We start from the raw sequence: 22,665 nt of genomic DNA on the forward strand, positions 1-22,665 counted from the left end.
GGGAAAAAAATGTCGAATAAGATGGTAGAGCATCAATTAAAAATTGTTGGTAATCAATTAGGGATTGTTGGTCTAGAGTGTAATTTGTTTTTAAATAAGAATTCTTTACCGTCATTTCAACATGAAAACCAAGCAGTGGATCCTAACTACTTAGAAAAAATACTTTCTTCATTACGTAGAATTACAGTATATTGTGAGGATGCTAAAGAAGTTTGTGAGAAAATTTTAAATGGACAGTTCCATAAAGCAACTGCTGAAGATACTTTACATAAAATTTACCACAGATGTATCGCAGAATTCTTCTCTCCTAAAAACGATGCATGGTATGAAAATAGTCGTGCAGCATACACTGGTAATCAAGCAATTACATTCTATAAAGCTGTGCCAGGTACAGTCCAAGACCTATTTTCGTCATTAGAAAAAGTTTTTCAACAAATGCGAGAAGAACTTGAGTATTATGAAACAGATTATTCAACAAAACTTATGCAACAATATAAACAGTAATTAGAAAATAGCTAAATGTAAATAGTAATGTTAAGAGACAAAGACTAGAAATTTTCTAGTCTTTTCTTTTTGTAAAAAAATCAAAAAAATTGGATATATCTAGTAATATTTATCTAAGATACGTTACAATACTATAGAAATTTCTTTGTAAGAGAAGAGGATTAAAAATGAAACAAATGTATTCAATTGGACAAAGGACAATCAAAACAGCAATCGGAAGTGGCATATCCCTATTAATTGCAGAAGCTCTACATTTACAAAATTACAGTACTGCAGCTGTCGTTACATTATTAAGTATTCAAAATACAAAACGCAGATCATTTATTGTTGCAATTCAAAGATTTGTTGCATCAGTCATTGCAATGTTAATTGGATGGATGATGTTTGAATTTTTAAGCTATACGCCATTAACAGTTGTCATTTATTTTCTTTTAACTATACCCTTGTTAGTCACATTAAGATTACAGGAGGGAATCATTCCAAGCTCAGTGATCGTTTTGCAAATCTATGTGAGTAACAATAAATCAATATCTTTCTTAGTTAATCAAGTTGAAATTTTAGCAGTTGGGATCTTAATTGCTTTAATAATGAATACATATATGCCGAGTATTGAGAAGAAGATGATTGAATCTCAAAAGAAAATCGAGCAAAATTTTAAAATGTTACTGCTAGGTATTGCATTAAAAATGAAGGGTAAGGATGAAGATTCACAAAATGATTTAATTTATGAAACAAAAATACTTTTACAAACGGCGAAAACATTAGCTTATAGGCAAGTTGAAAATAGTTTTATAAAATCAAACTTATATTATATTAATTATTTTGAAATGAGAGAACGTCAATTTGAAATCATATCGAACCAAATCATTCCTTTATTAAAAAAGGTTGCGTTAAATTATCCGCATTCAAAAATTATCGCTGAATTTTTTGAGGACACAGGTGTTTACTTAAAAGAAAACTCTACGGGGATTGAATTATTAGGGGAATTCAGTCATATGATGAATGACTTTAGAAAGATGCCATTACCTGAATCAAGGGATGAGTTTGAGACTAGAGCTAGTTTAATGATGATTGTTTATGAATTGGAAAAAGTGATTTCATTAAAAATGGAGTTTTACTCAGAAAATCAGACTGTCTTAGAGAAGCAAAACTAATCATTTTTAGAAGAACATGTGGAATTAATATCTTATTTATACGAATTTCATTTATCGCGTGAAACACGTGAATACCGGTAATAGCTATAAATTTAATATCATACAATGGAAAGTAGAAGAGAAATTTATTTTCTCTGATGGAGGTGTATGATGTTAAATCAATCTGAACTCGTCACTTACTTTCAGGAGGTAGAAATCTGGTGTGCGAATGTATTACAGTTGCTGTCTGAAAGATTTGACCATATTCAAGAAAAAGAACTATTAGAATATAAAGTAAAACTCTTGTTAAACAGAATGGGGACAAAAGGTCATTATGTAGATCAAAATTCCTTTTTAGATGAAATTAGTATGGATGTGGACGACATTCAAGAACGATTAATTTCAATTTTAAATGAAGAGGAATATGATGATAGCTATGCGTATCGGGTAATAGAAGTCGAAGAGAGAGTAGGGATTGGTAAACATGAGCTTCCACCTTTACCATATCCATATAATGCACTCGAGCCATATATATCAAAAGAGATCATGATGCTGCATCATGATAAGCACCATAAAAGTTATGTAGATGGTTTAAATAAAGCTGAGCTTGAATTAGAAAAGGCAAGAAAAAATAAGGAATACGATTTATTAAAGCATTGGGAAAGAGAACTTGCATTTCATGGGTCGGGTCATTATTTGCATACTATATTTTGGAATAATTTAAGTAAATCAGGTGGAGGGCAACCTCATGGAGTTCTTTTAAAACAAATTGAAGATGACTTCGGAAGTTATGAAGACTTTAAAGAACATTTTACACAAGCTGCTAAAAAAGTGGAAGGTGTCGGTTGGGCGATTTTAGCTTGGGTTCCAAGAGCGAATCGATTGGAGATCCTTCAAACAGAAAAACATCAATTCTTTACTCAATGGGATACAATTCCATTGCTAGTTTTGGATGTTTGGGAGCACGCTTATTATTTACAGTATAAATTTGATAAAGACGCATACATTACAAATTTTTGGAACATAGTTAATTGGCCGGATGTAAATTATCGATATGATTATGCTAGTCAATTAAAATGGCAACCCTTTTATTAATTGGAGAAAAATAGTAGGTGCTGGAATTGCTCATGTTATATATCTGAACAAGTTCAGCACTTTTTTTCTTAAAAAAAGTCATTTTTTTATAATGTAATTCGTAAACTTGTACTAATTAGGACTAACTGTGGAGTTGATGCGAAAGATGAAAAAATGGCTTGTAGTAGGAATCATAGGCTTATTTTTAATCGGGATTATTATTCCGACGAATAATGTTGAAGCATTTGGAGGAGTTAGTGCTAGAAATGCTGTTTTGATGGATCAAAAAACTGGACGAATCTTGTATGGTAAAGCAATGCATGACCCTGAAAGAATCGCCAGCATTACAAAAATAATGACTGCAATACTTGCTGTAGAGTCCGGTAAAATGCAAAACACGATAACAATTAGTTCAAGAGCAGTTCAAACAGAAGGATCATCCATTTATTTAAAACCTGGACAAAAAATTAAGCTGGAAGATTTAGTTTATGGTTTAATGCTTAGGTCTGGTAATGACGCGGCTAATGCAATTGCCGAAGCTGTAGGAGGTAGCATCGAAGGCTTTGTTTATATGATGAACGAGAAAGCAAAAGAAATCGGAATGAGTAATACATATTTTAGCAATCCATCAGGTCTAGATCAACAAGGAAAAGAGCATTACTCATCTGCTTATGATATGGCGTTATTAACGAGATACGCTATGGAAAATCCTAAATATGCAAAAATTGCAGGTACAAAAGTACACCGTGCACCAAATACGGCAGAATCTTGGGATTATGTTTGGAAGAATAAAAACAAATTGCTTACTTTTATGTACAAGTATAGTACTGGAGGAAAAACCGGATTTACTAAAAAAGCAAGAAGAACTCTTGTTTCAACTGCTTCAAAAAATGGAATGGATTTAATTGTTGTAACACTAAATGATGGCCAAGATTGGCAAGATCATATGTCACTTTTCGAATATGGTTTCAATAACTATCCTTTAACGAAAGTATTAAGTAAAGGTGGAATTAAAGAGGTCACAAATAAAAAATATAAAGGACATGTTTATATGAAAAATGACTTCTCTTATCCATTAGATAAAAAAGAGCGGGATCAAGTAAGAATCACAATTGAAATGCAAAAGCCGACTAAGAAAAAAATCGCTAATGATGCAATTGTTGGTAAAGCGATTATCGAATTAGAAGGTGAACAAATTGGATTTAGAAATATTTTTTATAGTGATAGTAAGGTCATAGTATTTACGAAAGAAATCATCCAAAATGGAAAACAAGTTTTATTAAACTTAATGGGAGAGCACTCTGATGGTTAATATTATTTGGGTCGCTCTTACAATAATTGGTTTTATTTTTGCGATGATTAATGGCACTATGGACGAAGTAAATAAAGCAGTATTTGACGGAGGAAAGCAAGCAATTACCATTATTATTGGACTAGTTAGTGTTCTTGTTTTTTGGTTAGGTCTAATGCGAATAGCAGAAGAATCAGGATTATTAAAAATTCTTTCGAAATTATTTCAACCATTTCTAGCATTCTTATTTCCGAGAATCCCTAAAGACCATCCAGCGCTTGGTTATATAATGTCAAATATGGTGGCCAATTTATTCGGTTTAGGAAATGCTGCAACACCATTAGGTATAAAGGCGATGGAGCAACTAAAAGTATTAAATAGAAGTAGTATTGAAGCAAGTGATGACATGATTACATTTTTAACGTTAAATACAAGTGCGATCACTTTAATTCCTACAACAGTCATAGGAGTTAGAATGTCTTATCATTCTTCAAATCCGACTGAAATAGTAGGTGTTACAATACTTGCACAGGTCGTTTCATTTATTGGGGGACTCGCAGTAAATAGTTTTTTTGCAAGTAGGCGAAATCGAAAGGGGAGAAAATAAATGGGATATATGAATACGATCTCACTTTATATCATTCCATTTATTATCGCTGTCATTTTAATACATGGAACTTGGAAAAAGGTGCCGACGTATGAATCTTTTGTAGAAGGTGGAAAAGAGGGTGTGACAATTGCTGTGCAATTAATTCCATTTTTAGTAGGTATGCTAGTATCCATCTCGATCTTTAGAGCCTCAGGTGCTCTAGAGTTTTGTGTAGAACTTATGCGCCCGTTATTAAGTTCACTTGGTATACCTGCAGAAGTTTTTCCGCTGGCAATTATTCGACCTATTTCTGGTTCAGCTGCTTTAGGTATTACGTCGGATTTAATTAAAACATATGGACCGGATTCATTTATCGGAAGACTAGCTTCAACTATGCAAGGTAGTACAGATACAACCCTATATGTTCTAACAGTGTATTTTGGAGCGGTAGGTATTCGTAAAATGGGTGATGCATTAAAAGTAGGATTAATTGCAGATGCAATCAGTATTATCTTTTCCATTATTTTTGTAACGATGTTCTTTTCTTAATTCAACCTTAAGTGAAACTAATAATTATTTTTTGATGATTTAATAATGTTAATATTTCGATCAGTTTTATATTATCAACAAACTCCGGGTAATTGTTTATTCTTGAGAATTAAAGATATTTAAGGGCAAATTTTTAGAAAAAAAGGTCAAATGATTATTATAATATCTTGATATTCGATCTTAATTGACCTACTAAACAGATTAAAAAGCTAATATGTACTCTAAGTAAAGGATATTAAATTAGGTTTTTAGTGTAACCATTTTTTGATGAATAAGTTGATTGTAGCGGAGGGATGATTGACTCCTATGGGATAAGCGGGAAGGCTAAAGACCCCGCACAGGCTTGCCGAGGAGGCTCAGCTCTCGCCCCATGGAAAGCGAGCATCCTGTAATGGATATCAACATCACTATATTCCTTTACGAAAAAATTTGCTAATTAATTGACAAGATTGTTTTTCAGCAACGTGAAAAAGTACTTTTATTTTAGGATAAAAGTACTTTTTTATTGCGCATTTAAAATTAATAACTTATAATACCAATAAGAATAGTTGGTATTAAGACAACATTCAATTTTACCCATGTTGCATATAATGGATTGGAAGAAACTAACCTTTTTGTGACATAAAGGAGCTTGAAATTATGAAAGTTGTAAAATCAGTACACGAGCTGATCGGATCAACACCATTGCTTGAAATTACAACATTCCCTTTACCAAAAGGAACAAGACTATTTGCAAAGCTAGAATTCTGTAACCCAGGTGGAAGTGTAAAAGATCGACTTGGAATGGAATTATTAGAAAGTGCACTTAATGAAGGTAAATTAGAAAAAGGTGGTACAGTAATTGAACCAACCGCTGGAAATACAGGAATTGGTTTAGCATTAGCAGCTATAAAATTTGGCGTAAATGTGATATTTGTTGTTCCTGAAAAATTCAGTATTGAAAAACAAACATTGATGAAAGCACTTGGAGCAAAAATTGTGAACACACCTACAGAAGATGGAATGACAGGTGCAATTAAAAAAGCGAATGAACTTTCAAAAGAAATACCGAATTCATTTGTACCTTCACAATTTAGTAATGAAGCGAATCCAAGAACCTATTACAAAACATTAGGTCCCGAGTTAGTTGACCAACTCGATGGAAAAATAGATGTATTTGTTGCTGGAGCTGGTAGTGGGGGAACCTTTACTGGAACAGCTCAGTATTTAAAAGATAAATTACAAAATGTAAAAACAGTTATTGTTGAACCAGAAGGATCAATATTAAATGGCGGAAAGCCAGGTTCACATGATACAGAAGGAATTGGAATGGAATTCATTCCTGCCTTTGTAGATACAAACTTATTTGATGAAATTCATACAGTACTTGATTCTGACGCATTTCGTTTAGTAAAAGAACTAGCAACGAAAGAAGGACTTTTAGTTGGAAGTTCATCAGGAGCTGCGTTATATGCAAGTTTATTAGAAGCAAAAAAAGCAAAACCAGGGAGTACAATCGTAACGATTTTCCCAGATAGTAGTGAAAGATACTTAAGTAAAAACATATATAGTGAGGGATAAAATATGAAGAAAAAGACGGCGTTAATACACGGGGGAATTAGTAGAGATGAAACAACTGGTGCGGTTAGTGTTCCAATTTATCAAACTAGTACGTATAAACAAGATGCTGTTGGCAAACATAGGGGATTTGAATATTCCAGAACAGGCAATCCGACACGACATGCTCTTGAAGAGTTAATGAAAGATATTGAACACGGTGTTGCAGGGTTTGCATTTGCATCTGGAATGGCAGCTATTCATACTGTGTTTAGTTTATTCAAGACTGGTGACCATATCGTAGTTGGCGATGATGTTTATGGTGGTACTTACCGTTTACTTACAAGAGTGTTATCAAATTTAGGCATAACAGCTACATTTGTTGATACAAGTAATATTACTTTAGTTGAAAATGTTATTTCACCAAATACAAAAGCAATTTTTATTGAATCACCTAGTAATCCATTATTAAAAATCACTGATATTAAAGCAATTGCAAAACTTGCAAATGAATATGACTTATTAACGGTTGTTGATAATACTTTTGCTACTCCATACTGGCAACAACCTCTTACATTAGGTGCTGATATTGTTGTTCATAGTGGAACTAAGTACCTTGGAGGACATAGTGACGTAGTAGCTGGAATTGTAGTAACGAATAAAGAAGAGTTAGCTGAAGAATTAGCGTTTTATCAAAACTCGATTGGTGGAGTTTTAGGACCTAACGATAGCTGGTTATTACAACGTGGTATTAAAACACTTGGAATTAGAATGGAAGAGCATGAAAGAAATACGCATGAAATTGTGACGTTTTTATCGAATCACCCAAATGTAAATAAAGTTTTCTATCCTGGATTATCGACACATCCAAATCATGAATTAGCAAAACAACAAAGCAGTGGATTTGGTGGCATGTTATCTTTTGAATTAAAAGAAGGATTAGATCCAGAAGAATTTGTAGGTAAATTAAAGTGGTTTACATTAGCTGAAAGTTTAGGAGCAGTTGAAAGTCTTGTAGGTATCCCTTCAAAAATGACGCATGCTTCAATACCAAGGGAAAAACGAATTGCATCAGGAATTTCTGATGAATTAATTCGATTATCAGTTGGTCTAGAAGATTTAGAAGATTTAATTGAAGACCTAGAACAAGCATTAATATTTCAGACATCAAAGGTGAGATAAATGGGTAGAGAGTTTTTAGATGTTTTTACTGGTTGGGCAGAAAGTTACGATTCTTTTGTTCAAGGACATGACCCAGAATATAAAGAAGCATTTCGACGTTATGATGAAATACTGAATGAAATTGTTCATAGAAGTGGGAACAGCGTCCTTGAATTTGGTATTGGTACTGGGAATTTAACAAAGTTACTTCTTGATAAAGGAAAAACTGTATTTCCAATCGAACCATCTCCTGAGATGAGAATTATTGCCTCAAAGAAATTAGGCGAGAATATTACAATTCACGACGGAGATTTAATTGATTTTCCAAAACCACAGGCTGGGATCGATACAATTGTAAGTTCATACGTTTTTCATCATTTAACTGATCAAGAAAAATATGAAGCTATTAAAATATATAGCTCATTATTGAACTCAAATGGGAAAATCGTATTTGCGGATACAATGTTTTTAACAGAAAACGATTATAAGAATGAAATTACAAAAGCAGAAAATGCAAATTATATCAATCTAAGAGATGATTTAATTAGAGAATATTATCCATTAATTCCAGTTGTTCGTTCACATTTTGAAAAAAATGGGTTTGATGTGAAATTCGAACAATATAATGATTTTGTATGGATCGTTGAAGCCACAAAAAAATAGAGAGATGTAATTTAGGAGGAAATAAAATATGCCATCAGTTGAAAGTTTTGAATTAGATCACACAAAAGTTGTTGCTCCTTACGTTAGACACTGTGGTACTCATGCAGTTGGTACAGACGGAGTAGTTACAAAATATGATATTCGTTTTTGCCAACCTAATAAGCAAGCAATGAAGCCAGATACAATTCACACTTTAGAACACTTATTAGCTTTGAACGTTCGTGAAGCAGTACCTGCTGGTGATCCTTTTAAAATTATTGATTTATCACCAATGGGTTGCCAAACAGGATTTTATTTAATAATAGCTGGTACACCTTCAATTTCAGAAGTAATCACATTATTACGTAAAACAGCTGAACTTGGACTACAGGTTGAAGAAGTACCTGCTGCAAATGAGCTTCAATGCGGCCAAGCAAAACTTCATGACCTTGAAGGCGCAAAAAAATGGTTAAAATATTGGAGCGAACAAACGGACGAAACGTTGGAAAGTGTATTTGCTTAATAGTGAAAAACGTCATCTTAATGGATGACGTTTTTTATATTGTTGGAATATGAAAATTGTAGAGTGTAAATAAAAAAGGTGAAACTGCAATTAAAAATGCCGGATCAGCAAATTAAAAAGTTAAAACTGCAAATAAGATCACGAATCATACATAAATTTAAGTGAAATCTACAAGAATCTCGTGGGTTAATTGTCAAATGAATTGAAAAATGAACAATTAATTAAAGTATTAATTAAAAAAGATAAATTGGTATCTCGACCTAGCAAAGTGGTCATCTCATAGTAATAAAACTCATGCAGACTCCTTAGTTGAAAAAATCGTTTTTCAACAGAATGAAAAAAACGTCATCCTAATTTTGATGGCGTTTTTGATTAACTAATTTATGACGTTTTTTTATTAATTGATCACAAGAAGTAGTTTCTCTTTTGGAACAGTGAATTTAATTTCGCCAATATTTTCTTCAATATCTTCAATTGTTGGAATATCATCAAAGCTTTGAATTGAAATGGCATCATCTAAGCATAATAAAATATAAGGGAAGTTAGTTTCTGTAGAGTCATAGATTAATTTGTATGCTTTTGAAGGTTTATCGGAAGTGAAAAATACATCGCCTAATTTAAACGAACCAACTGAATTATATTTTACTGCTGGATTAAAAGAATAATTCATGATAGTAAGCTCCTTTTTCATTTTACTTATTATATTATTGACGGGATTCTAATAGATTAAACAGCAAACTAGTAATTTGCTTGAATTGTAATAGATAGTTTGTTTTTTTGAGTTACCATTGTGACTTCACCAATCCAATCTTCAATATCTCCTAGGGTTGGCATAATATCATAATTTTGGACTAGTCTTGCATCGGTTAATGAGACGAGTACATATGGAAAATCGTCTTCATTTTCTTCATAAACAAGCATATAGATTGTTTCATTCTTTTTTGTAATAAGCACACTACCTGGCGTAATAATTTTAGAACGGTCAAAGGCTGAGGAGTGTTTTAAAGTTAAATTCATATCTATTACCTCATTTCTGCAAATCTAGTAAATTATATGATAGATTTCCAGAAAATATGATATTGAGAGAAGGAATAAGGAACTGGGGAAGAATGACGATGGGGCACGACTTGAAAAATGGAATTATGGTTTAGATTTGGTGTTTAACGCACTTTATTCACAAAAAACCTTGAAGCTACCACTTGTTTTCAATTGTATAAATCTGTATGATGGTTGAAGAGGTGAAATGATCGAATGGAAAGATTACAGAAAGTTATTGCTAGAGCGGGAATTGCTTCTCGTCGCAAAGCAGAAGAGTTAATTAAAGAAGGAAAAGTGAAAGTAAATGGTCAGGTTGTTACTGAGTTAGGTGTAAAAGTAAGTGGTAACGATCGTGTTGAAGTGGAAGAGATTCCGATTGATAAAGAAGAACCAGTTTACTTCCTTTTATATAAACCATCAGGTGTAATATCAAGTGTTTCAGATGATAAAGGTAGAAAAGTTGTAACAGACTTTTTTCCAATGATTAAACAACGTATTTATCCAATTGGTAGATTGGATTTTGATACATCAGGTATTATTCTATTAACAAATGATGGAGAATTTTCAAATATACTTCAACATCCAAAATATGAAATAGATAAAGAATATATCGCTAAAGTAAAAGGGATTCCAACTAAAGAGCAGTTACGTAAATTAGAAAGAGGAATTGTACTTGAAGATGGGAAGACGGCTCCAGCTCAAGTTAAAATGATTTCACTTGATAAAAGCAAAGATACTGCAATTGTAAGACTGATCATTCATGAAGGAAGAAACCGTCAAGTCAAGAGAATGCTTGAGGCGATTGGCACACCAGTTTTGAAGTTAAAACGTGAACGATATGCGTTTTTAGATTTGACTGGATTAACTCCTGGTGATGCAAGAGAACTATCACCTCATGAAGTGAAAAAACTAAGAGCAATGGCTACAGCAAAGCCACGCTAATAATAAGTCAGACGATAGAGCACTGTATTCTTATTTGCTACTTACCAATTAACAGTACTTATTTATAATCTGGTTAACACTTTTAGAAACTATGTTTTATTTCAGTCTGATACACTATTTTTTCCACTACGACTCGGTAAATACCGAGTTTTTTCTTTGCTTGAAACAAGTATTATTTTTGGATAAAAGATTGAAAATTTAGTCTTTTTTGAAACGTATCAAATTTCTATTCAAGAATAGGAAATAATGATATTCTATCATATGGGAGGAACTGTATATATGATGAAAAATAGAACGTTAATACGAACAATTATCTTATTAGTTTTGGTTTGTGCAATTGGTTATACTTTTTACATAAATTTCTTTAAGAAAGATGAAGTTATTACTAAAGGAAGTAAAGCACCAAACTTTGCTATGACGGAGCTGAATACTGGTAAGAGATATACTCTTTCAGATGAAAAAGGAAAAGGCGTAATTGTTAATTTTTGGGGTACTTGGTGTGAGCCATGTAAGCGAGAAATGCCTTTTATGAATGAAATCTATTCGAAATATAAGGGAAAAGGAATCGAGTTACTTGCGATGAACGCAGATGAATCGAAATTTTCAGTACAAAGATTTGTAAGCGATTATAAACTTAATTTTCCAGTTGGAATAGATAAAGATCAAGAGGTTTTAAATATATATGGTGTTAACCCTTTACCAACTACGTTTTTTGTAAGTCCGGATGGGACAATAAAGAGAATCGTAACTGGTCAAATGACACCGAATTCTTTTGAAAGTTATATTAAAGAAATATTACCAAAATGATGAGTGTACATTAGTAAGGGGAAATAAAATGGAGACTTTTAAATGTGAATGTGGTCATCTTAATCATGTAGGTACTGTAATATGTGAGTCATGTGGTAAACCGCAAGATGAAAAAGCAACCGAAATACTTGATATGCGCTATGAAGGGACTGCTAGAAGATCAATCGTTAATAATCAAACTTATATAGATAAAATATGGACGTTTTTTTCATCTGTAAAAGTAGCTGTTATAATTATACTAATTACGCTAGTAGCATCAGCATTAGGTACTATTTTTCCGCAAAGAGATTTACTACCGCCGACTGCGAATCCTGCAACGTATTATCAAGATGAATATGGAATCTTTGGTAAAATATATGATGCTATTGGTTTGGATAATACGTTTAACTCTTGGTGGTTCATGTTACTTGTTGCCTCGATTGGGATATCACTAGTAATTTGTAGTTTAGATCGAATTTTACCACTCTATAAAGCTTTAAACAAACAAACTGTTACTAGACACCCAAACTTTTTAAAAAGACAAAAAATGTTTGGAATTAGTAGAGTTGATCATATTCCAGACGAAATAGAAAAAGCTAAAATTAATTTGCGTAAAAGAGGTTATAAAATTCGTGAAGAAAACGGCAATATCTTAGCAGAAAAAGGTCGTTTCTCTCGTTGGGGTCCATATGTAAACCATATAGGGTTAATTATCTTCCTTATTGGGGTAATGATGAGATATGTACCAGGAATGTATATGGATAAGGCACTTTGGGTTCAAGAAGGCGAATTAAAACCTGTCGTTGGTACAAACCAAAACTATTATATTAAATTAAATGATTTCCATATGGAAACGTATGATAAAGATAAAGAGGGTAAAGTTTATAAAAAAGCGATTGAGCGCTTTGGAAATGATAAAATTCCAAAAAACTATCAAGCCGATGTGACGTTGTATAAACGCGAAGGAAATTTAATACCAGGAGAAGATCCAAAACTTAAAAAAGTAAAAGATTATAGTATTAAAGTTAATGAACCTCTAAAGTTCCAAAACTTCGCTTTATATCAAGTAGATTATCGAATTGGCGAATTTAGTGCATTTTTATTTACATTACAAAATAAACAAACTGGTGAAAAATTAGGGCCAATAACAGTAGATTTACAAAATCCTAAAGAAGTATATGACTTGAAAAATGGATATAAAGTAGAACTTAAAAACTATTTTCCAGATTTCTATTTTAACTCTGATGGTCAACCTGATACAAAAACCAGAAAACCGAACAATCCAGCGTTTGTATTTAAAATGACTACTCCAAAAACACCAAAAGGTGAAGTAGCATTTGTTGCAATCAAACAAAATATTGAACCAAATGGTGAAAACAAGTATAAAATGTCATTTGCAGGTATTGAAACAAAAGATTCAACAGGTTTAACCGTACGTAAAGATTTAACTCTTTGGTTACTAGGACTTGGAGGAGCAATCTTTATGATTGGTGTAATTCAAGGTATGTATTGGTATCACCGACGCGTTTGGATCCAAAATCAAGATGGGGAAGTTTGGGTTGCGGCATTTACAAATAAAAACTATTATGGTTTAAAGATGGAATTAAAGAAAGTGTTTGGAGACACAAAAATAGAATTGCCGATTGATCAACAAGCTAATGAATAGTGTTTAACTAGGGGGAAAATATGTACGAGCTAAGTAGTAATTTTTTATTTATCGCGTTTATTTGTTATATTGTAGCTACTTTCTTTTTTGGCGGCTCGATGAAAACAAATGATAATGGTCCTAATAGATGGGGTACAATTGGTATTACGATTACATTAATTGGATTCTTATCGCAAATTACTTATTTTATTTTAAGATGGATTGCTGCTGGACATGCACCTGTAAGTAATCTATTTGAATTTATTACATTCTTTGGCATGATGTTAATTTTTGCGTTTATCATGATTTATTTTATGTATCGCTTAAATATAATTGGATTATTCGCATTACCGTTGTCAATCATCATCATTGCTTATGCATCAGTATTTCCACATGAAATCAAACCATTAGTCCCATCTTTAAAAAGCTATTGGTTACATATCCATGTAACGACAGCAGCTTTAGGGGAAGCTATTTTAGCAATTAGCTTTATTACAGGACTAATTTATTTAATTAAAAATATTGATCAAAAAGTATCAACAAAGAAAACATTTTGGCTAGAAGCAGTTTTATATTTCTTAGTAACTGTTGTTGGTTTCGTTATTATTTCAACAGCATTTAATGCATCTGGATACGAAGCAAAATATAATTGGATTAATAAAGATAAAGTACAAGAAGAAATGATCTATAATCTTCCATCAATTGTTGGTCCACATAAAGGTGAATTGACAACAAAAGATCGATTTGAAGCCCTTGCAGAAACGCCAGCGATGGTTAATGCTAAAAAATTGAACACTGTAATTTGGTCAATTTTTGCTGGAGTAGCATTATATGCAATCATTCGTTTAATTATAAGAAAACGAATTGGCGCATTTTTACAGCCTTTTGTACAAAAAGTCGATAGTGAATTATTAGACGAAATTGGATACCGTGCTGTAGCAATTGGTTTTCCGGTATTTACACTTGGTGGACTAATCTTTGCTATGATTTGGGCTCAAATTGCTTGGACAAAGTTCTGGAGTTGGGACCCAAAAGAAGATTGGGCATTAATAACTTGGTTATTCTATGCAGTGTTCTTACATCTTCGTTTCAAACGAAATTGGCAAGGTGAAAAATCTGCATGGTTAGCCGTACTAGGATTTGCAATTATTATGTTTAACTTAATTGCTGTTAACTTAATCATTGCAGGCTTACACTCTTATGCGTAATTAATTAAAAGCCCTGTAAAGGATCAACCTTCCTTTACAGGGCTTTTTTCTAATTTATATTTGTAATCCAAATATAAATTTGGTTCCCTAGAAATGGTACTCTTACTTCATAGTTTTTTTTCACTATTTTATGGAAATAATAAATTCTAAGAATTATGTAAAAATGTTCACAAATTATACTAGAATATACGATTTTTATTATGTAAAATTATGAAGAGGGGGTCGAAATTATGGATCAAAATATAAAAATATTAATAGCAGATGATGAAGATCGTATTAGACGATTATTAAAAATGTATTTGGAACGTGATGGTTATAGTATTGATGAAGCTGAAAACGGTGAGGATGCATTAAATTTAGCATTAAAGAATGAATATTCCTTAATCGTACTAGATTTGATGATGCCTAAAATTGATGGAATTGAAGTTTGTAGGGAATTACGAAAAACAAAAACAACTCCTGTGATCATGTTAACGGCAAAAGGTGAAGAAACAAACCGAGTTCAAGGTTTTGAAGTAGGGACAGATGATTATATCGTTAAACCATTTAGTCCGCGTGAAGTCGTTCTTCGAGTTAAAGCTCTATTAAGACGTTCTTCACCTGTACCAGTATTTACTTCAGACAATTCTTCAGCGAAGGATATCGTTGTGTTTCCGCATCTAACGATTGATAATGACGCGCATAAAGTAATTGTTGAAGGGGAAGAGATCAGTTTAACGCCAAAAGAATACGAACTACTGTTGTTTTTAGCTAAGGCACCTGACAAAGTATTTGATCGTGAAACATTATTAAAATCAGTTTGGCAATATGATTTTTTCGGTGATTTACGTACCGTAGACACACATGTAAAACGACTGCGAGAAAAATTAAGTAAAAGCTCTGAGGATGCTGCGAAAATGATTGTCACTGTTTGGGGAGTCGGTTATAAATTTGAAGTAGGTCAGGAGTAATGATCGTAAGAAGTTTAGTTGGGAAGCTTTGGCTGACAATTATCTTACTAGTCTCTCTTGTATTATCATTCTTGACCTTTGTCTTAATAGGGTTTTTTGAAAAATTTTATATTGACCTTCAAGTACAGAATATGAAAGATGATGCCACGAAAATTGCACAATTAATAGAAAATGGTCAGCCACTTTCCAATATTGAGTATTTGTCAAATAATATTGTTAGTAGATATTCAAGAGTAATCATTTCTATTGAAGGTCAAGAGCCATGGTATTCAAATAATACATATGGGATACAGGAGCTACCTTTTAAAGAAATAAAAAATGATGAAATCTTAAATAAAACGTTAACTGATAATAAAGAGGTCAGTAAAAGACTTGTTTATGGCGAAAATAGTGAGAGAGAAAAATTAGTAGTCGGTGTTCCGTTACATACTAACTCCAAAAATGGAGCTGTATTTATATACCAAACTTTACAACCTGTAAAAGTAATGATTCATCAAACGACTAATTTTGTCTTGCTCGCGGCATCGATTGGGATCGTGTTAACAACATTTTTCTCATTCTTTCTTTCTTCTAAAATTACAGCACCTCTTAGAAAGATGAAAGAAGTTGTAAGTAGTATGACTTCAGGGAATTTTAATGTAAAAGTACCAATCCATTCAAATGATGAAATTGGAGAACTTGCGTATTCATTTAATAAGATGAGTAAACAATTAAATTTTAATATGAATGCATTAAAACAAGAGAAGGAGAAAGTTTCTAATATTATTACAAGTATGGTAGATGGTGTAATTTCGATTGATAAAGAAGGTCAAATCGTGACAACAAATCCACCAGCTGAACGCTTTTTGAAAATGCTTAATGATGATCAATTTGAAGAACTCTCTTCTCTAGTTTTAACGAAGGAACTATTAGATTTATTTGTATTAGTAGTCGAAAGTGAGAAAAAGCAATTTATAGAATTAAATTTCGATCAAGGCAATTGGCAAGTTTTAATGTCACCCCTTTATAATCAAACAAATATAAGAGGCGTTGTAGCGGTGATACGGGATGTTACAGAACAAAGACGTTTAGAAAAGATGAGAAAAGATTTTATAGCTCATGTTTCTCATGAACTACGTACGCCTATTTCTTTATTACAAGGTTATAGTGAAGCGATTGTTGATGGTGTAGCAGAATCCAAGGAAGAAATGCAAGAATTGTCACAAATCATTTATGATGAGTCACTTAGAATGGGTCGATTAGTAAATGATTTGTTAGATTTAGCAAGAATGGAGAACGGCTTTACTGAATTAAATAGAGAGTACGTTCCTCTAGTACAATTTGTAGATCGAATTTTACGCAAGTTTAAAGGTTTAGCAAAGGAAAAAAATATTAAGCTCTTTGGAGAAATCGACAACATCTCACATTTAAATATCTACATAGATGAGGATCGAATGGAACAGGTTTTTACAAATTTAATTGATAATGCTATAAGACATACGAATGAAAATGGAAGAATAATTGTTTCTGTAAATCAAAATGAACGATCAACTACATTTAATTTTATTGATTCAGGTGCAGGCATTTCACATGAAGATTTACCATTTGTATTTGAACGTTTTTATAAAGCGGATAAAGCTCGTACAAGAGGTAGAAGTGGCACAGGTTTAGGTTTATCAATCGTTAAAAATATTGTAACAGCACATGGTGGATCGATTCAGGTCTATAGTGAAGTAGGACAGGGAACGACATTTAAAGTTAAAATACCACATAATTTACGAATGAACGAAAAAGATGTAGAGTAATCTTGTTTCATATAAAACATCTATCCATTAAATTTAGAGACAAAATCTCTGCTAAACACACAAAAAAATAAAAAAAGGCTAGTAAAATAATAAACATATAAATAAAATAATTGAATTCTTACCAAATTTATCTTACGATTGAATTAATGAAATAATGATGAGTTTAGTGCAAGTTTTTGCTTAAAAGGGAATCTGGTATAATCCAGAACTGTCCCCGCAACTGTAATGTGGACGAAACGAATAGCCACTGTTCGAAAGAATGGGAAGGTCGGAGTAGGTTGAAACAAAGTCAGTAGACCTGCTAAATTCATCCTTGTTCAATTCTTCGGGGAGTAAGAATTTGAAGCAGCAGTTGCAAGACTTCTTGTATATAAATGTTGTTTCAGCCCCGTTCAAAATGAATGGGGTTTTTTTTATGCTTTCCAAATATATTAGGAGGATTTAAATGAAGAAGTTTTTATCAAGTTTGATCATTATGTTATTGTGTTTAGGATTATTTGGTTGTAATAATGATACGACACAAAAAAAATCGAATGTAAGTAAGAGTGAACAAGCAACTTTTCCAATGACTGTAAAAGATGCAACGAACAAAGAAATTAGTTTTAAAGAGGCACCTAAAAGAATAGTATCACTAATTCCAAGTAATACTGAAATCTTGTTTTCTATTGGTGATGGCAAGGATGTAGTAGGGGTAACGGATTTTGACAATTACCCAAAAGAAGTAAAGTCAATTGATAAAGTTGGCGGAAATAATGCCGATATGACATATAATGTTGAAAAAATTATTTCATTAAAACCTGATTTAGTTTTAGCACATGAATCAAGTTTAGGAATTTCTGCTGACGGTTTAGAACAGATAAAACAAGCGGGGATTAATGTTTTTGTCGTGAAAAATGCTGCAACTATTAATGATGTGTATGATACAATTCAACAAGTTGGAGAAATCACGGGAAAAACTGAGCAATCGAAAAAAGTAGTTACTGGTATGAAAACAAAATTAGATGAAATTAGCAAAAAAACAGCTAAAGCAACTACAAATCCAAAGGTTTGGCTTGAGATATCAGGACCACCAGAAATATATACAGCAGGTAAAGGTACGTTCCTAGATGAAATGCTTTCGATTGTTCATGCTAAAAACGTAGCTGAAAGTGAAAAAGGTTGGGTTAAGTATAGTGAGGAATCAGCAATTAAAGCGAATCCTGATGTGATTTTAACAACTTATGGATATTATGTTCCAAATTTAGAAAAAACTGTAATGGCTAGAAAAAACTGGCAAACAGTAAACGCAATTAAAAATCACCGTGTATATGATGTAAATTCAGATACAACATCTAGACCTGGTCCAAGACTTGCAGAGGGAGTCGAAGCAATTGCAAAGGCGGTTTACCCAGAGCTTTATAAATAATACATATTCAATCTATTTAATTCCAATTATCTTATTAATTTTTTTATTTATTTTAGGGGTTTCGATCGGATCTACATCGATTCCCTTTTCTTCTATTATTTCTAGCTTTTCAGATGCTCTATTTAAAACAGATTATGTTCCAGCTGATATTCAAACAATTGTCATGAATATACGAGTGCCAAGGGTTATATTAGCTGGATTAGTCGGTGCGTGCCTTTCGTTGGCAGGTGTTGCATTTCAGGGAATACTTAAAAATCCATTAGCTGATCCTTTTACATTAGGTGTTTCTTCAGGCGCCTCTGTAGGAGCTGTTATAGTTTTGTTTTTCCAAATAAGCTTACCTTTTGTAACATATTTCACACTGCCAGTTGTTAGTATATTATTTGGGTTTGGCACACTCATCTTATTAATACTATTTGTTAGAAAACTAGATCGATCTCTTAGTGTAGAGACAATTATATTAGGTGGCATTATAATAAGTTCATTTTGTTCTGCATTATTATCATTATTTATAACTTTTTCAAATAATGAATTACGTGCAGTAATTGGATGGTTAATGGGTAATATTGGTGGGAGGGGCATTCAGTACTCTCTTAGTTTATTACCGTTTTTAATCATTTCTTTCTTAATTTTATTTAGTCAAAATAGGCAGTTAGATGCGATGACATTTGGAAGTACAAATGCAAAACATATCGGAATTGATGTGAAAAAATCCACTTATTTAATTTTGTTAACAGGAAGTATTTTATCTGGTGCAGCAGTAGCAGTATCGGGAACAATTGGATTTGTAGGATTAGTTGTTCCGCATTTTACTAGAACTATGGTAGGGCCATTACACAAAAAATTACTTCCATTATCGATGATCAATGGCGCAATATTTTTAATCGGGTCTGACATATTATCAAGAGTTGTATTAGCCCCAAGAGAGTTACCAATCGGGGTAATTACATCTTTAATTGGTGCTCCAATATTTGCTTTTATATTACTATCTTTGAAAAGAAATAGGGGAAAAGTATGATCAAATGTCAAGATATCTCATATTCATATGATGGAATTCATACTAATTTGGATGAACTGTCTTATTCTATTAATCAAGGAGAATGGCTTGGAATTATTGGTCCAAATGGGAGTGGAAAGTCAACGTTTTTAAATATTCTTTGTGGACTTTTTAAGCCGTCTAAAGGAAATGTAATGTTGGATGGAGAATTTGTTACTAGTATGTCTAATAAACAAATAGCAAAAAAGATTGCTGTTTTATCACAACAAAATTCCTATACATATTCTTATGAGGTAAAAGAAACAGTTAAACTTGGACGTCTTGCTCATTCGTCTTCCTTTTTTCCTAGCTGGTCCACAATCGATGAGACTGCTGTCAATAATGCAATGATGATGACTGGTACTAAGAAGATGGAAAAAAGCTTATTAAATGAAATTAGTGGTGGTGAGCGTCAAAGAGTATTTCTTGCTCAATGCTTCGCTCAGGAAACACCATATATCTTTTTAGACGAACCAAGTAACCATTTAGATTTAATGCATACAATTAAAATTTTAGACGTTTTAAAGGAATTACAAAAACAAGAGAATAAAACGATTGTAACGGTTTTTCATGACTTAAATTTAGCAAGTCTTTACTGTGATCGATTATTAGGATTAAAGGACGGAAAAATTTATATCGAAGGAAAAACAGACTCAGTATTAAGTGAAAATTTATTAAAAGGTTTATATGACACATCTTTTCAAATTTTAGATAATCCCGAAACAAATAAAAAGGTCATTATTTATAAAAGTAATGTATTGTAAATTAAAATTGAAAAAAGGAGAGGTTTTTCATGAAAATTTATACAAAAACTGGGGATAAAGGTCAGACTAGCTTAGTAGGCAAACGAGTTGATAAAGATGATTTAAGGGTAGAGTCTTACGGGACAATTGACGAAGTAAATACAATCGTTGGGTACGCAATGACATATTTAGATCATGAAGATACGAGAGATATTTACAATTCACTTCAAAAGATCCAACATGAACTATTTGATTGCGGTGGAGATTTGGCAGTAGTAAAGGATAGTATTCCTTTTAAAACGACAGAGAAAATGGTTGAAGAGCTTGAAACATTAATTGATGAATATATGGAAGCAACTCCTCCATTACAGCGTTTTATTTTACCAGGTGGGTCAAAACCTGCTGCAATCATTCATCAAGCAAGAGCGGTAACGAGACGTGCCGAAAGAACGGTCGTAACATTAATGAAGCAAGAAAATATTCATCTTCCAGTATTTTTATATTTGAATCGATTATCTGATTATTTCTTTGCACTTGCAAGGCTAATTAATACACGTTTAAATATTAAGGATGTTGAATACGAACGAGGAGCAATCGTATTTAGAACTGATAAAAAATAAATAAGGAAATAGCGATTGAATAGTTAAATTTTTCTAATCAATCGCTATTTTTTTTGTATAAATATGTTTTTTCTATCATAGAATGTTTGAGTGTATGTTTTAGTAAAAAGTACTTCTTGGTGTTTACATTTTCGATTTGCTCAATACTTCTTAAGTAATATACATAAAAAAGAGTTAAAGATTTGAAATGATTATGCGCTTAGTCCAATTTTTTTCTGTTTTAGTAGTGTCAGTCCACGAGTCATTTGACTGACTAAACACTTTCCACATTTATCAGAGGTAGGAGGCAAATAATGTTAGATTTTCTTAGAAGATGTTTGTTGATTGTTGTGTTCGTTTTAACGATTGGCCTTTTATTTATCGGAGGAAATCGAGAGAAATTAAAGGATATAATATTAGATAAAAATTTTCATGAATTAAAAATTGTTTCAAATCCTTAGCCGCTATTTTGGACTTAAAAGTTTAATAATTAGTATTGAAAGCACCGATGGGTTTTAGAACTTCATTATAAATGTAATTTACTAATAAATTTGGTAAAGTACATTTATATGTGAAGTTCTATTTTTGATTTTAAGGAGAAAAAAATGACTAATATATGGGATCCAGCAATTGTAATGGGAGATGAATTAGCGAAAGAAATTGTAAATATTCAATTCCCAGAAATAAAAATAAACGCTATAAAAAAAATTGGCGAAGGATTTGATAATACTGTTTTTTGTTTAAATGATGAAATTTTATTAAGATTTCCGCGAAGAGAAATAGCGGTAGCAATTTTAAATGTTGAAAGACAATTACTCCCAATTATATTTAATCATTTTGAATTGAAAACAACGGTACCGATACTCGATGGAAAACCATCTGAATTATTTCCTTGGCCATTTTTAGGATATAATTTTATTGCAGGAAAGCCTCCAATTAATTTAAACAGAACAGAAAGAATTTTTATGATTGAACCAATCGCGAAATTCTTGAAAAATTTGCATTCAATTAATTTCGATGAGTTAACGGATATTGATTTACCGTATGATGAGTTGAAGAGATTAGATATAAACTTTCGGAAACCTCAGGCTAAAAAATATATACAACAGGCAATACAGAAGAAACTAATTCAAGATGAACAGAAAATTAATCATTATATTGAAAGCCTAGTTGAAATTAAAAGTGAGACACCATTAGTTCTTGTTCATGGTGATTTACATTTTAAGAATATGATTGTTAATGAACAAAACCAACTTAAAGGAATTATTGATTGGGGTGATGCTCATATTGGTCATCGTGAATTAGATTTATCAATTATTTATAGTCTAATTCCGAGCGATATGAGAGGGAAGTTTTTTGAGATTTATGGTAATGTATCGGAAGCATCAAAAAAACTAGCACAGTTTAGAGCTGTCTTTACAACAGTTGTGCTGTTGTTATATGCGAACGATCAAAATGATGATTCGTTGGTAAATTTTTGTCAAGAAAACCTAATTAATGCTTTAAATGATTAGTAGGAGATTTTTA

24 protein-coding genes and 1 riboswitch are annotated in these 22,665 nt (G+C 32.2%); of the genes, 22 read left to right on the top strand and 2 right to left on the bottom strand.

The features are described from left to right. The first annotated feature begins 9 nt into the window (after positions 1–9). The 10 genes from COI44_RS21490 to COI44_RS21535 all read left to right on the top strand — a co-directional run bounded on the left by COI44_RS21490 (position 10) and on the right by COI44_RS21535 (position 9,002). Positions 10–504, top strand: a complete 495-nt coding sequence (locus COI44_RS21490) for a DUF3907 family protein (protein ID WP_098429721.1) — start codon at positions 10–12, stop codon at positions 502–504. A 167-nt stretch (positions 505–671) separates the two neighbouring features. Further along, the gene (locus COI44_RS21495) at positions 672–1,658 is read left to right on the top strand and encodes an aromatic acid exporter family protein (RefSeq protein ID WP_098429722.1); all 987 of its coding nucleotides are present in this window, start codon (positions 672–674) and stop codon (positions 1,656–1,658) included. Between the two features lie 150 nt (positions 1,659–1,808). Further along, positions 1,809–2,732, top strand: a complete 924-nt coding sequence (locus tag COI44_RS21500; RefSeq protein WP_098429723.1) for a superoxide dismutase — start codon at positions 1,809–1,811, stop codon at positions 2,730–2,732. Between the two features lie 136 nt (positions 2,733–2,868). Then, on the top strand, positions 2,869–4,023 hold the full coding sequence (locus COI44_RS21505) for a D-alanyl-D-alanine carboxypeptidase family protein (protein ID WP_098429724.1): 1,155 nt from the start codon (positions 2,869–2,871) through the stop codon (positions 4,021–4,023). Continuing rightward, positions 4,016–4,609 (top strand): nucleoside recognition domain-containing protein, encoded by a 594-nt coding sequence (locus COI44_RS21510; protein WP_098429725.1) that lies wholly within the window; start codon positions 4,016–4,018, stop codon positions 4,607–4,609. The genes COI44_RS21505 and COI44_RS21510 overlap by 8 nt, the downstream gene beginning before the upstream one ends. Beyond that, the gene (locus tag COI44_RS21515) at positions 4,610–5,140 is read left to right on the top strand and encodes a spore maturation protein (protein WP_056466828.1); all 531 of its coding nucleotides are present in this window, start codon (positions 4,610–4,612) and stop codon (positions 5,138–5,140) included. Positions 5,141–5,779: 639 nt separating this feature from the next. Then, a complete protein-coding gene (locus tag COI44_RS21520) occupies positions 5,780–6,700 on the top strand; it encodes a PLP-dependent cysteine synthase family protein (RefSeq protein ID WP_098429726.1) in 921 nt (306 codons plus the stop codon). 3 nt (positions 6,701–6,703) lie between these two features. After that, positions 6,704–7,858, top strand: a complete 1,155-nt coding sequence (locus tag COI44_RS21525) for a bifunctional cystathionine gamma-lyase/homocysteine desulfhydrase (RefSeq protein ID WP_098429727.1) — start codon at positions 6,704–6,706, stop codon at positions 7,856–7,858. Beyond that, positions 7,859–8,500, top strand: a complete 642-nt coding sequence (locus COI44_RS21530) for a class I SAM-dependent DNA methyltransferase (RefSeq protein ID WP_098429728.1) — start codon at positions 7,859–7,861, stop codon at positions 8,498–8,500. A gap of 28 nt (positions 8,501–8,528) precedes the next feature. Further along, the gene (locus tag COI44_RS21535) at positions 8,529–9,002 is read left to right on the top strand and encodes an S-ribosylhomocysteine lyase (protein WP_069031830.1); all 474 of its coding nucleotides are present in this window, start codon (positions 8,529–8,531) and stop codon (positions 9,000–9,002) included. Positions 9,003–9,399: 397 nt separating this feature from the next. Here the strand turns inward: COI44_RS21535 and COI44_RS21540 are convergent, their stop codons facing one another. Both COI44_RS21540 and COI44_RS21545 read right to left on the bottom strand, forming a co-directional pair. Then, entirely contained in the window at positions 9,400–9,672 is a 273-nt protein-coding gene (locus COI44_RS21540) for a hypothetical protein (protein ID WP_088010721.1), read from the bottom strand. A gap of 68 nt (positions 9,673–9,740) precedes the next feature. Beyond that, complete coding sequence (locus COI44_RS21545; protein ID WP_098231587.1) at positions 9,741–10,019, bottom strand: hypothetical protein; 279 nt, start codon at positions 10,017–10,019, stop codon at positions 9,741–9,743. 234 nt (positions 10,020–10,253) lie between these two features. Here COI44_RS21545 and rluB point away from each other — a divergent pair, with 234 nt between their 5' ends. The 12 genes from rluB to COI44_RS21600 all read left to right on the top strand — a co-directional run bounded on the left by rluB (position 10,254) and on the right by COI44_RS21600 (position 22,652). Further along, entirely contained in the window at positions 10,254–10,982 is a 729-nt protein-coding gene (rluB, locus tag COI44_RS21550; RefSeq protein ID WP_098429729.1) for a 23S rRNA pseudouridine(2605) synthase RluB, read from the top strand. 279 nt (positions 10,983–11,261) lie between these two features. Beyond that, on the top strand, positions 11,262–11,789 hold the full coding sequence (gene resA, locus COI44_RS21555) for a thiol-disulfide oxidoreductase ResA (protein ID WP_098429730.1): 528 nt from the start codon (positions 11,262–11,264) through the stop codon (positions 11,787–11,789). Positions 11,790–11,817: 28 nt separating this feature from the next. Next, entirely contained in the window at positions 11,818–13,434 is a 1,617-nt protein-coding gene (resB, locus tag COI44_RS21560; protein WP_098429731.1) for a cytochrome c biogenesis protein ResB, read from the top strand. Between the two features lie 20 nt (positions 13,435–13,454). Further along, complete coding sequence (ccsB, locus tag COI44_RS21565; RefSeq protein WP_098429732.1) at positions 13,455–14,621, top strand: c-type cytochrome biogenesis protein CcsB; 1,167 nt, start codon at positions 13,455–13,457, stop codon at positions 14,619–14,621. A 230-nt stretch (positions 14,622–14,851) separates the two neighbouring features. After that, on the top strand, positions 14,852–15,571 hold the full coding sequence (locus tag COI44_RS21570; RefSeq protein ID WP_025672290.1) for a response regulator transcription factor: 720 nt from the start codon (positions 14,852–14,854) through the stop codon (positions 15,569–15,571). Next, entirely contained in the window at positions 15,571–17,355 is a 1,785-nt protein-coding gene (locus COI44_RS21575) for an ATP-binding protein (protein ID WP_098429733.1), read from the top strand. The genes COI44_RS21570 and COI44_RS21575 overlap by 1 nt, the downstream gene beginning before the upstream one ends. Positions 17,356–17,502: 147 nt before the next feature. Further along, a riboswitch (cobalamin riboswitch) is annotated at positions 17,503–17,675 on the top strand. 125 nt (positions 17,676–17,800) lie between these two features. Continuing rightward, entirely contained in the window at positions 17,801–18,760 is a 960-nt protein-coding gene (locus tag COI44_RS21580; protein WP_098429734.1) for an ABC transporter substrate-binding protein, read from the top strand. Then, positions 18,726–19,778 carry a FecCD family ABC transporter permease gene (locus COI44_RS21585; RefSeq protein WP_098429735.1) on the top strand — a complete coding sequence of 351 codons (1,053 nt, stop codon included), beginning with the start codon at positions 18,726–18,728 and terminating at the stop codon, positions 19,776–19,778. Before COI44_RS21580 ends, COI44_RS21585 begins: the two co-directional genes overlap by 35 nt. After that, positions 19,775–20,560: an ABC transporter ATP-binding protein gene (locus COI44_RS21590; protein ID WP_098429736.1), complete on the top strand. Its 786-nt coding sequence runs from the start codon at positions 19,775–19,777 to the stop codon at positions 20,558–20,560. Before COI44_RS21585 ends, COI44_RS21590 begins: the two co-directional genes overlap by 4 nt. 29 nt (positions 20,561–20,589) lie before the next feature. Next, positions 20,590–21,159, top strand: a complete 570-nt coding sequence (locus tag COI44_RS21595) for a cob(I)yrinic acid a,c-diamide adenosyltransferase (RefSeq protein WP_097977985.1) — start codon at positions 20,590–20,592, stop codon at positions 21,157–21,159. Between the two features lie 293 nt (positions 21,160–21,452). Then, positions 21,453–21,599, top strand: coding sequence for a hypothetical protein (locus COI44_RS24330; protein WP_156339602.1), 147 nt, complete (start codon positions 21,453–21,455; stop codon positions 21,597–21,599). A gap of 144 nt (positions 21,600–21,743) precedes the next feature. Continuing rightward, positions 21,744–22,652, top strand: coding sequence for a phosphotransferase (locus tag COI44_RS21600; protein WP_098429737.1), 909 nt, complete (start codon positions 21,744–21,746; stop codon positions 22,650–22,652). The last annotated feature ends 13 nt before the right edge of the window (positions 22,653–22,665 follow it).

Origin of the sequence: Bacillus sp. AFS088145 (assembly GCF_002564465.1) — a bacterium.
Lineage (GTDB): Bacteria > Bacillota > Bacilli > Bacillales > Bacillaceae_G > Gottfriedia.

What these genes read in the sequence shown, in the direction of transcription:
- COI44_RS21520 (WP_098429726.1), top strand. Translation starts at nt 5,780, where the DNA reads ATGAAAGTTGTAAAATCAGTACACGAGCTGATCGGATCAACACCATTG.
- COI44_RS21515 (WP_056466828.1), top strand. Translation starts at nt 4,610, where the DNA reads ATGGGATATATGAATACGATCTCACTTTATATCATTCCATTTATTATC.
- COI44_RS21580 (WP_098429734.1), top strand. Translation starts at nt 17,801, where the DNA reads ATGAAGAAGTTTTTATCAAGTTTGATCATTATGTTATTGTGTTTAGGA.
- COI44_RS21545 (WP_098231587.1), bottom strand. Translation starts at nt 10,019, where the DNA reads ATGAATTTAACTTTAAAACACTCCTCAGCCTTTGACCGTTCTAAAATT.
- COI44_RS21595 (WP_097977985.1), top strand. Translation starts at nt 20,590, where the DNA reads ATGAAAATTTATACAAAAACTGGGGATAAAGGTCAGACTAGCTTAGTA.
- COI44_RS21590 (WP_098429736.1), top strand. Translation starts at nt 19,775, where the DNA reads ATGATCAAATGTCAAGATATCTCATATTCATATGATGGAATTCATACT.
- COI44_RS21495 (WP_098429722.1), top strand. Translation starts at nt 672, where the DNA reads ATGAAACAAATGTATTCAATTGGACAAAGGACAATCAAAACAGCAATC.
- ccsB (WP_098429732.1), top strand. Translation starts at nt 13,455, where the DNA reads ATGTACGAGCTAAGTAGTAATTTTTTATTTATCGCGTTTATTTGTTAT.
- COI44_RS21540 (WP_088010721.1), bottom strand. Translation starts at nt 9,672, where the DNA reads ATGAATTATTCTTTTAATCCAGCAGTAAAATATAATTCAGTTGGTTCG.
- COI44_RS21570 (WP_025672290.1), top strand. Translation starts at nt 14,852, where the DNA reads ATGGATCAAAATATAAAAATATTAATAGCAGATGATGAAGATCGTATT.
- COI44_RS21525 (WP_098429727.1), top strand. Translation starts at nt 6,704, where the DNA reads ATGAAGAAAAAGACGGCGTTAATACACGGGGGAATTAGTAGAGATGAA.
- COI44_RS21530 (WP_098429728.1), top strand. Translation starts at nt 7,859, where the DNA reads ATGGGTAGAGAGTTTTTAGATGTTTTTACTGGTTGGGCAGAAAGTTAC.
- COI44_RS21505 (WP_098429724.1), top strand. Translation starts at nt 2,869, where the DNA reads ATGCGAAAGATGAAAAAATGGCTTGTAGTAGGAATCATAGGCTTATTT.
- COI44_RS24330 (WP_156339602.1), top strand. Translation starts at nt 21,453, where the DNA reads ATGTTAGATTTTCTTAGAAGATGTTTGTTGATTGTTGTGTTCGTTTTA.
- COI44_RS21500 (WP_098429723.1), top strand. Translation starts at nt 1,809, where the DNA reads ATGTTAAATCAATCTGAACTCGTCACTTACTTTCAGGAGGTAGAAATC.
- COI44_RS21490 (WP_098429721.1), top strand. Translation starts at nt 10, where the DNA reads ATGTCGAATAAGATGGTAGAGCATCAATTAAAAATTGTTGGTAATCAA.
- COI44_RS21510 (WP_098429725.1), top strand. Translation starts at nt 4,016, where the DNA reads ATGGTTAATATTATTTGGGTCGCTCTTACAATAATTGGTTTTATTTTT.
- rluB (WP_098429729.1), top strand. Translation starts at nt 10,254, where the DNA reads ATGGAAAGATTACAGAAAGTTATTGCTAGAGCGGGAATTGCTTCTCGT.
- COI44_RS21575 (WP_098429733.1), top strand. Translation starts at nt 15,571, where the DNA reads ATGATCGTAAGAAGTTTAGTTGGGAAGCTTTGGCTGACAATTATCTTA.
- COI44_RS21535 (WP_069031830.1), top strand. Translation starts at nt 8,529, where the DNA reads ATGCCATCAGTTGAAAGTTTTGAATTAGATCACACAAAAGTTGTTGCT.
- COI44_RS21600 (WP_098429737.1), top strand. Translation starts at nt 21,744, where the DNA reads ATGACTAATATATGGGATCCAGCAATTGTAATGGGAGATGAATTAGCG.
- resB (WP_098429731.1), top strand. Translation starts at nt 11,818, where the DNA reads ATGGAGACTTTTAAATGTGAATGTGGTCATCTTAATCATGTAGGTACT.
- resA (WP_098429730.1), top strand. Translation starts at nt 11,262, where the DNA reads ATGATGAAAAATAGAACGTTAATACGAACAATTATCTTATTAGTTTTG.